Raw genomic sequence first — 7,743 nt, forward strand, 5'->3', positions numbered from 1 at the left:
GCCACACCGACATAGTCCTTTAGTCGGCATGGCACAATGGTTCATTATAAGGGCATTTTCACGATAAACGTTAATTTCCCGGCAGGCTCTGCCGTTACATAGACATCCCCTTTATACTGCTTGGCGATGGATTTGACAATGGATAACCCCAAACCTTGATGATCCTGCTGCTTGGTGGAATATCCCGCTTCAAAAATCGGCCGGGCCACCGCGCCCTCGGCATCATCACAAGTATTGGTAACCGTGAACTCCAGCGCATCAACCGTTTGATTGCCGACGAGCGTCACCTGCCTGCGGTCTTCCGGGTATTTAAGCACCTCATCAAAGGCATTATCAATCAGATTGCCTAGCATCCGGTTCACATCAAGCGTCTTTACTCCCATCTCCTGCATATTAAGTCCCGTAAAGGAACAGCTAAAGCCGATTTTATAACTCTCCGCTTGTGAAATTTTGGAGCGGACAAGTGCAGCTATCGCAGGATTGCCGATATTAATAATATCGTTCATCATTCGGATATCGCCAGTCAGCTCTTTGGTATAGCCGATGAGCTCCTGCGATTTCCCAAGCTCTGCCAAGGAGTGAATTGTTTGCACATGATTCAGAAAGTCATGTCTTTGCGCCCGGATGGATTGGAACATCTGGTTGATTTCTTCCACATACGTTTCCTGAGTCACTTTAACGACCTTGTCGCGCGACTGCCTGTAATAGCGCATGGCTACAATAGCAATCAACAGGCTGAAGGCTGTGACTATAATAATGATAACGCCCAAGTTTAAAAATTGTGAATCCAGTTTTTCCTGAATGATATGATAATCAGAGGTTAACATCAGCACGTAACTGTTCATCGGCTGTCCGTCCCGATCCGTAATGTTGATCCCTTTTTCATTTACAAAAGTGGGAATATACATTTTAAACATTTCTTTGCCATCAATATTTTCGCGCAGCGTAACCATTTCTTTGGAGAAATAGGCCTGGCGCACCAGTTCCGTATCACGCTCCGACTTGATCGTATAGGAACCATAAAAAATAGGCTCCTGCACCTTATGCCCTTGCTCAAGCCCCTCCGGGTTGATCGTCGTCTCACCATCAGGGAACGTTTCCGGATTAATGAAGGCAATCTCCAGCAGCGAATCGCTGCTTTCAACGGAATTTTCAATCATTCGATGAACGCCCGTCGCGCTCTCATACTCTTGCTGCTGCTCATAATCCACGTAGGGATCGATAATATAGTTGGTCGCGCCATCGTAATAATAGCCCCACTTATTCAGCTTGTCCACATCCGTTGTAGACACCTCGAACGGACCACTCCAGAAATTCGGGAGCGATTGCCCGAGCCAGTCCACCGAAGCATTCTTGTGCTCGAACAGCTGAGAGAACACTTCATACCACGGTACCCATGACTTTGTGCTTGTATTCAACTGATTGACATTGGAGGAGCGGTACAGCACAATATCATCCGGCAATTTCTTCAATAGCGTAATATGGCTCAGATCCAACTTGTCACGAAGCTCCATGAGCTGCTCTGTCGTTACCTTCTCTATATCCGGGTCCAATGCATACTGAATGGCGATCGAAGCTGTACGAAGCTCGCGCCCGATCTGATTCTGAAATTGCTCCGAGCCCTCACGCGATTGCTCCAGTGAAATTTGCAGCCGTTCAGCATGCGCCAGAAGCTCTTCTTCAAAAGAGTCTTCCAATGTTTTTTTTGTAAGAAAATAATAGGCCGTGTTGTTTACCAGCACCATAACGACGATTACGCTAATCGCCACAAGCCAAATATTGCGTTGCATCTCCTGCATCTTGCCCTTCTATCTATTATTGCTTTCATTATGTAACATAATGACCCAAACGACAATACCGCTTCCATTAACAAATGATAACAATGGATAGGGAGCGCACGATCAACAATTGGTTATAAGCCATGGCGTATGAATCATTAACCTCTTACCTTCTTGAAATATAAGCGAACAGCCCATTTGCGCTCCTGCCGCTTCTTATAACGCGGAAGCATACGGTATATGCGCAATCCTTCTTCAATTGCACTTCGTGCTTCCTGATCATCTCCAAGCTTTTTGTAAATCGCAGCAAGCTGGTCATACGCCTCGCAGGAGGATGAATTGATGGTTTGAAAATCACGAATGTAAGCAAGCGCCTGTTCTGCGCGTCCATTTGAATAAAAGGCTGCAAGTCGCAAATAAGGCGCACCGTATTTGACACGCAGATTAAGCTCCAGTCCGTGAAGCGTGCTTGCGACAAAACGCTCCTCGTCACCGTTATGCAAATAACTGATGCCCAGGTCATCCCAGTATTCTGCAGAGTCCTCAAGCGTGTTCTGTAACGGCTCGAGCCACTGCAAAGCCTCCTTATATTTCTTGCGTTCAATCAATAGCCTTGCAAGCTCGTGTTTTGCGGAAACTTCATTCGGTGATTGATTGATTTGCTGCCTCAGTTTCTTGATTCTCGAAATTCTCTTCAGGGGTTTTACGAAGCTAGGCAAAATGCCCACAAAGCGGCGGTCCAGCACGTACAGCAGGATAAGCAAAACTAAGATAGCGATAAACGGGTTGCCGAACAACCAAAACAGCATGAAAAATAGGCTAAATTTTAACATCTTATCCCCCTGTAAAATAAAAGATTACAATTTCGTTCGTCAATCATACCTACGATTTATTGTTGAAATATGGTTCGATTATACCATAATTCTACCGTTTATTGATGAAAACTAGCATTTTAACGTCATTTTCATTATATGAATAACAAATAGATGTATGACTCAAACTAGACCTACAAGTTTACATTTATATGCCATTGGAGGATGAATTCGTCATGACCGCAAAGGATAACACCGAGCAAGAGCTAACCACCCGCCAAGGGCATCCGGTTACCGACAACCAGAACATACGCACAATCGGGAATCGCGGACCCTCGACGCTGGAGAATTACCATTTTATCGAGAAAATATCCCATTTCGACCGAGAACGCGTCCCCGAACGTGTTGTACACGCACGCGGAGCCGGCGCTCACGGTTATTTCGAGGCTTACGGCAAGGTTGGCGATGAACCGATAGCCAACTTTACTCGAGCGAAGCTTTTTCAGGATGCTGGCAAGCAAACTCCTGTTTTCGTCCGCTTTTCAAGCGTCATTCATGGCGGCCATTCACCCGAGACGCTGCGTGATCCGCGCGGCTTTGCTACCAAGTTTTATACGGAGGATGGCAATTGGGATTTAGTGGGCAACAATTTGAAAATCTTTTTCATCCGTGATGCGATGAAATTTCCCGATATGGTGCATGCCTTTAAGCCTGATCCGGTCACGAATGTGCAGAGCATGGAACGTTTTTTTGATTTTGTATCCCAATCGCCTGAGGCGACCCATATGATTACGTTCCTGTTCTCTCCGTGGGGAATTCCCGCCAATTATCGACAGATGCAAGGCTCCGGCGTCAATACATACAAATGGGTAAACTCCGAGGGTACAGGCATTCTTGTAAAATATCACTGGGAGCCGCTTCAAGGCATACGCAACTTGACCCAGAAGGAAGCCGAACTGCTGCAGGGCAAAAACTTTAACCATGCGACGCAGGATTTGTACGAGGCGATTGAGCGCGGCGATTATCCCGAGTGGGAGCTTCAGGTGCAGTGGATGAGCGACGGGGAGCATAGCGAGCTCGATTTCGATCCGCTGGATGATACGAAGCTTTGGGACCCCGAACAGTTCCCCATGCTGCCTGTAGGCAAAATGGTGCTGAACAAAAATCCGGAAAATTACTTTGCCGAGGTTGAGCAAGCCGCCTTCGGTACGGGCGTGCTGGTGGACGGGCTGGACTTTTCCGATGACAAGATGCTTCAAGGACGTACCTTTTCCTATTCGGATACACAGCGCTACCGTGTAGGAACAAACTATCTTCAACTACCGATCAACGCGCCAAAAAAAGCGGTCGCCACCAATCAGCGGGATGGGCAAATGGCCTTTTACATCGATATCGCGCCCGGACAAAATCCGCACATCAACTATGAGCCATCCACGATGGGCGGTTTAAAAGAGGCTCCTCCTTCAGGAGAGCCCCATGAGCCAGCGTATTCGGCCAAACTGACCAAGCAGCCAATCGACCGCCAGAACAACTTCAAGCAGGCGGGTGAAACCTACCGCAAATTCGAAGCTTGGGAGCGTGACGAACTTATCGAGAATCTAGTCGACGCATTAAGCACCTGCAGTCCTGTCATTCGGGAGCAGATGCTGCAGCATTTCGCCGAGGCAGACAGCGATTATGGCAAACGCGTTGCCGAAGGACTGAAGCTGGCCGACCAGCTCGGAAAGGATTCAAGCCATGTCGGCACTACAGCGGCAAACGAAGGGATGGAATTGTCCGACGAGCTAGGGCATAATACGGACGGCTACTAACAACAAATATGAGCCAAGTAAAGTCCGCCCTCACCTTTTACAGTTGAGAGGCTGACAATTCTTGGCTCATTATTTTCACACCTAGCTCAGCTCCGCTGTTAAATGGTTATCCGAATGAGTACTTTGCTGTTCTCATATTCAAAATGAATTTGTCCATTATATTTCTCCACCGTTCGCTTGACAATTGAAAGGCCAGTCCCCCGCCAGCTTTGATCTTCCCCTTTAGTGGTAAAGCCTTGCTGGAAGAAGCTGCTCTGTTCTTCCTCGGAGAGCACGGCAGGATTCACTACCGTAAAAATATATTTCCCTTTCTCGACTGTACAGTAGACTTGGATCACTTTTGGCAGATCGCTTTCATTTTCTTCAACGGCTTCAATCGCATTATCCAACAAGTTGGAAAATAGCTTAGCAAGATCCATCGATGAAATGCGATCAAACGCGTGAAAATCCGTTTCATAGATCATTTGTATATTTTTGGAATGCGCCCGTTCCCACTTGCTTTGAAACAGTACCATCAGAATCGGATTTTTAATGCTCAGAGACAGATTCAAAGTTTTGGATTCTAGCGTTAGCTGTTTCAAATAATCATGGGCTTTATTGTACATTTTAAGATCCATAAGACCATTTAGCACCTGAAGATGATTCATGAGATCATGCCTGCTGGATTTAATCGTATCTACAATTTTCCCCAGCTCGGATATATATATTTTCTCCGAATCCTGCAAATCCTGCTTAAGGCGAGCCTTATACCATTTGTTCAGCAGGTATACGCCAGCAAGAAGAACAAAAGCAAACAGAATATCCATGCCATAAATAAATAGATTGTTTTTGATCACATGTTTGCTGATATAACCCAGGTCCTCCGCAGCTATATCAATGCCTACCATGCCCAGCATCTCGCCATTGTCGTCCAGAATTGGAACGCCAATCGACATGTAGGAGCCGGTATGCTCATCATGGATAACGTCTGTGTAATAATTTTCGCCTTGCTTGGCAAGCCTCACCTGTTCAGGAGGTACTGTACATGGCGTACCAATCGGCATATCATCAACTTCAGGAGGGAATGCCGAAACCATTACCTTGGATACCTCGCTGTCATCAAGCAGAAGCGTATAGACGTAAAGGGCATTGATTCGTTCGCGGTACTCCTCTAAGTAACGTCTTGTATTCTCGTAATGCTCATCGTTCGTTTTGGTTAGTAAAAACTGCTTATACTCTTCTTTATCCATGCCCTTTGCAATGACGAGCGCAATATCGGTATACTGCTTGGCGAGCGTAATCTCCGCTGATTTCACAGTGGAATGATAAGAAAATACTAATTTCACTCCGGTGAGCACACTGAGCGTTGAAACTGCGATAACAATAAAATAAAACATTCTTTTTTGATTATTGAGACGGCTTGATTTCATAGGTTTGAGTCCTTTTCATCACATCAGTATTAGATAATTCTCTATGTTCAGTTGCTGTACGCTAATTAGCGATCACAGTCTGGTTTCTTCCTTCATGCTTGGCCTTGTATAACGCTTGATCTGCAAGAAGGAACAATGCCTTTGCAGTCTCCGACTGGGTAGGGAAATGGGCCAACCCCAGCGATATGGTAACCTTTTGACCCAAATGATTGTCGCTTTCCTCCATCGTCGTTCGAATCCGTTCTGCCATGGCAAAAGCATCCTTAACCGCTGCATTAGGCAGGAGAACAACAAATTCCTCGCCTCCATACCGGCTGCAAATGTCGCCTGGATTAACGGATTGCTTCACAATGTCCGCTAAATGCTGCAGAACGCGATCCCCCTCTTGATGTCCGAACGTATCGTTAATTAATTTGAAGCGATCAATATCGAGAATAAGGAGGGCATAGGGCTTTTGCTCCTCCGTCCAGCGGTTCATGATTTCTTCCATGGTCCTTCGGTTGCTAAGCCCCGTGAGCGGATCTGTCATGGCGGCTTGCGTCAACTGGTCGGTCTGTGCTTTGATACCGTCCATTGCAAGCATAAGCGTCTTAGTCAACAAATCCGCTTCCCTGTTCCAGTGATGTCTCTCGGGTGGAAGCGGTACTGCTTCCTTACCTATACTGCTGACGACATCGGCCAGTTCGACGAACGGTTTGGCCAATCGGCGGGCAAACCAAATCGTTACCAGCATCAATAAAATAAAAGGAACCGATGTATACCAGAGAATCGCCATTAGATGGCTATTTAGCTGCTCTTTGATAATGCTGATGGGAGAGAGCACCGCGATGCCCCATTGATTCTCAGGTACATAAGAGTAACCCGCCAGTTGAGTGATCCCCTTAATATTAACGGTCAGCTCATAACCGCTCTTCCCCTGTAGAAGCTTATTTACAATCGGCAGTTGATGAATATCGGTAGCGATTCGGCTTTTATCCGGATGGTAAATCAACTTGCCGTCGGACCCGACAACATAAAAGTAGGAACCATTGTCGTGCAAATTTTCATTGCCATAGATCATATTTAGTATATTATTTTCTTGCAAATAGATGGTTCCGCCAATAAAGCCCCGATATACCCCATCACTGTCGAATATGGGCTCGCTTATAAATACAATCAAACGTTTCGTAGTTGCACTCATATAAGGCTCGGATATAAACGGCTTTTGCAGCTCTAATGCTTTTTTGGTCGCAGCTGTCGTTACCTGTCTGCCTGTGGTGCCTACCGATTTTGGAGAGATCATGCTGATCATTCCGGTTTCATCTACCACAGCGATTGAATTAAAGTAATTGCTGCTATTGCGAATTAAATCAAGATATTTCTCCGAATCCTCCGGAAGCATGGGACGGTTTAAGGAATAGAAATGTGCTGCATTTTTGAGACTGCTGCGCATCGACTTAAACAGGGAATCCATCGTCTTGCTCATATTGGAGGCAGTCGACAGATTCAAAGTCAGCGTCGTTTCATATAAAGATTGTTTCTTGGATTGATAGGATGCGAACAGTAAAATGGTTAACATGAGCAGCACCGAAATTGAGACCAAGCCTGTCAATAATGTCGCCAAACTAATCTGTCTTTTTCTCCATGCTTGCATCACTCGTGCCGCTGCCATATGAAAAAAACCTTCTTTGCTATTGTGGTAACCTTTATTATTCGACGCAATTCGACAAATTCCTCTTCCTTATTTGGTTTAATTTCCAAAATTAGATCACAAATTGTGGAAGTATCCTGAAATGGATATCCAGTCTCATAAAGAGGCTCGTTCTGAGCTGACAAGCATTCATTTGAAATGCAGGCCGACACTTCAGCTTAACTCCTAGGATCACTACCCATCAATGGTTGTCACCATTGCTCGCAGCAACCTCCCCCCCCCCCCCCCCCCCCCCCCCCCCCA

At 46.0% G+C, this 7,743-nt stretch carries 4 protein-coding genes and 1 pseudogene; 1 reads left to right on the plus strand and 4 read right to left on the minus strand.

What is annotated here, in order from left to right; translation table 11 throughout:
• Positions 1–44: 44 nt before the first annotated feature.
• Positions 45–1,799 (minus strand): sensor histidine kinase, encoded by a 1,755-nt coding sequence (locus E0496_RS03680; protein WP_241674557.1) that lies wholly within the window; start codon positions 1,797–1,799, stop codon positions 45–47.
• Positions 1,800–1,936: 137 nt separating this feature from the next.
• Positions 1,937–2,611, minus strand: coding sequence for a tetratricopeptide repeat protein (locus tag E0496_RS03685; protein ID WP_141500321.1), 675 nt, complete (start codon positions 2,609–2,611; stop codon positions 1,937–1,939).
• 218 nt (positions 2,612–2,829) lie between these two features.
• Here E0496_RS03685 and E0496_RS03690 point away from each other — a divergent pair.
• Positions 2,830–4,401 (plus strand): annotated as a pseudogene (locus E0496_RS03690) (catalase); the annotation flags it as partial.
• A gap of 98 nt (positions 4,402–4,499) precedes the next feature.
• Here the strand turns inward: E0496_RS03690 and E0496_RS03695 are convergent.
• Positions 4,500–5,810, minus strand: coding sequence for a GHKL domain-containing protein (locus E0496_RS03695; protein WP_141500323.1), 1,311 nt, complete (start codon positions 5,808–5,810; stop codon positions 4,500–4,502).
• A gap of 61 nt (positions 5,811–5,871) precedes the next feature.
• Positions 5,872–7,461 (minus strand): sensor domain-containing diguanylate cyclase, encoded by a 1,590-nt coding sequence (locus E0496_RS03700; RefSeq protein WP_141500324.1) that lies wholly within the window; start codon positions 7,459–7,461, stop codon positions 5,872–5,874.
• Positions 7,462–7,743: the final 282 nt, after the last annotated feature.

The organism is Paenibacillus luteus, from assembly GCF_006542765.1.
GTDB classification, from domain to species: Bacteria; Bacillota; Bacilli; order Paenibacillales; family Paenibacillaceae; genus Pristimantibacillus; species Pristimantibacillus luteus.